Origin of the sequence: Clostridium sp. 1001270J_160509_D11 (genome assembly GCF_015667935.1) — a bacterium.
Lineage (GTDB): Bacteria > Bacillota > Clostridia > Peptostreptococcales > Peptostreptococcaceae > Intestinibacter.
In genome coordinates this window covers 1-2,364 of the sequence record NZ_JADPET010000237.1, presented here as the reverse complement: position 1 = coordinate 2,364, position 2,364 = coordinate 1, and the positions used below count along the sequence as shown (strand labels likewise).

Below are 2,364 nucleotides of genomic sequence, written 5' to 3'. Positions count from 1 at the left end.
TGTTTTAATAATTTAAATATAGATTTATTTTAAATTATTTTATATATTTTAATATTTCATTTGTAAATTCGTCAGTTGTTGCACTTCCACCTAAGTCACATGTTAAATTTTCGCCTTTTTCAAAGACTTTTACTAGTGCATCTTCTATTTTTTGAGCTGCTTGTTGCTCTCCTATATATCTAAGCATCATAACTGATGATTGAATTATTGCAGTTGGATTAGCTATATTTTTTCCCGCAATATCTGGAGCACTACCGTGAACTGCTTCAAATACTGCGTAATCTTTACCTATATTTGCTCCTGGTATCATTCCAAGGCCACCTACAAGACCTGAACATAAATCAGATATTATATCCCCGTATAAATTCGGCATAACCATTACATCGTATTTTTGAGGATTTATAACTAAGTTCATACAAGCTGCATCGACTATCAAATCATCACTTATTATATCTGGGTATTTTGATGCTATTTCTTTAAATGTATTTAGAAATAAACCATCGCTTAGCTTCATTATATTTGCCTTGTGGACGCCAGTTACTTTTTTTCTGTTGTTTTCTTTTGCATAATTAAATGCAAAGGAACAAATTCTCTCACAAGCCGGCTTAGTTATTATTTTTATTGTTTCTGCTCCATAGTCTCCAATTTTATGTTCTATTCCCGAATATAACCCCTCTGTATTTTCTCTAACTATTACTAAATCTATGTCTTCATATCTAGATTTAATTCCTCTAAAGCTCTTTACAGGTCTTAAATTTACATATAGATCTAGAGTCTGTCTAAGTGTTACATTAACGCTTTTAAATCCTTTTCCTACTGGAGTAGTTACAGGCCCCTTTATAGCTATTTTATTTCTTTTTATTGAGTCGATTACATGTTGTGGAAGAGGAGTTTTATATTTATCTATAACACCTGCTCCTGCGTCTACTATTTCCCAATTTATATCTACACCAGTAGCCTTCACAACTTTAACCATTGCATCTGCGACTTCTGGACCTATTCCATCTCCTGGTATTAATGTTACATTATACATTTTCTATCCCCCCTGTAAGTTTTAATTTTTATATATATTAAAATATTTTATAATTATTTTTTATATCATGATATATTTGAACTAATTCTTTATCAAATAGTTCTCTTTTTAGACCTACAGATACTTTACGAACTTCTTCTAATATTTGATTTGCTTCTTCATTTGTAAGTTCTATAGAGTATTCTTTAAATTTATTTACTATTGCAGCTTTTCCTGAGTGTTTTCCTATTACTATTTGTCTTTGAAGACCTACTTCAGCTGGGTCAAAGGCTTCATAATTTTTAGGATCTTTTAAAGCACCATCAGCATGTATTCCTGATTCATGTCTAAACATATTAGTACCTACTATTGCCTTCCATGGTGGTAGACGTCTACCTGATGCTTGTGATACATATTTGCATAGTTCAACAAATTTAGTTGTATCTACATCAGTTTCATATCCATATACAAATTTAAGTGCCATCAATACTTCTTCAAGAGCCGCATTACCAGCTCTTTCGCCTAAGCCATTAACTGTGCAACCTATATAATTTGCTCCACCTATAACTCCTGCTATTGCATTTGCAGTAGCCATACCAAAATCATTATGAGTGTGCATCTCTATATCAAAATTAGTTGCCTTATATATCTTCTCTATTTTATCTCTAGTTGAAAAAGGCTCCATAACTCCTACTGTGTCACAAAATCTAAATCTATCTGCTCCTGCTTGTTTTGCAACATTTATAAATTCGATTAAAAAGTCTGTATCTGCTCTTGATGCATCTTCACCATTTACTGAAATATATAATCCATTTTTGTGGGCGAAAGTAACTGCGTTAAACATATTTTCTAAAACCCATTGTCTAGATTTTTTTAATTTATGTTGAATATGAATATCTGATACTGATAAAGAAATTGCAACTGCATCGACTCCACAATCTATAGATTGCTCTATATCAGAGACAACTGCTCTGTTCCACGCCATTATACTGGCTTTTAAATTTCTTTTACAAATTGCTTTTATTGTGGCTTTTTCGTCACCGCCCATAGTGGGTATACCGACTTCTAATTGGTCTATACCTATATCACTTAGTGCTTGGGCTATTGCTATTTTTTCGTGGTTGGCAAAGGCAACACCTGCTGTTTGTTCCCCATCTCTTAAAGTTGTATCAACTATTTTTATTTCTTTATTTCTTATATTATCTTTAACACACATATTTTCATCCCCCTAAACATATTCTATATTTAAATATTAAATGTGTATACATGATGTATTAACCTCTTAAAATGAATTATTTTTTTTAAAAATTTCATTTATTTTATAAAGTGCAATATATTTTAAATACTAAAGT

2 protein-coding genes are annotated in these 2,364 nt (G+C 31.3%); both read right to left on the bottom strand.

The window, feature by feature from the left end:
- Positions 1-34: 34 nt before the first annotated feature.
- Positions 35-1,033, bottom strand: coding sequence for an isocitrate dehydrogenase (NAD(+)) (locus tag I4U58_RS13590; protein ID WP_195931870.1), 999 nt, complete (start codon positions 1,031-1,033; stop codon positions 35-37).
- Positions 1,034-1,070: 37 nt separating this feature from the next.
- Complete coding sequence (gene nifV, locus I4U58_RS13585) at positions 1,071-2,228, bottom strand: homocitrate synthase (protein WP_195931869.1); 1,158 nt, start codon at positions 2,226-2,228, stop codon at positions 1,071-1,073.
- Positions 2,229-2,364: the final 136 nt, after the last annotated feature.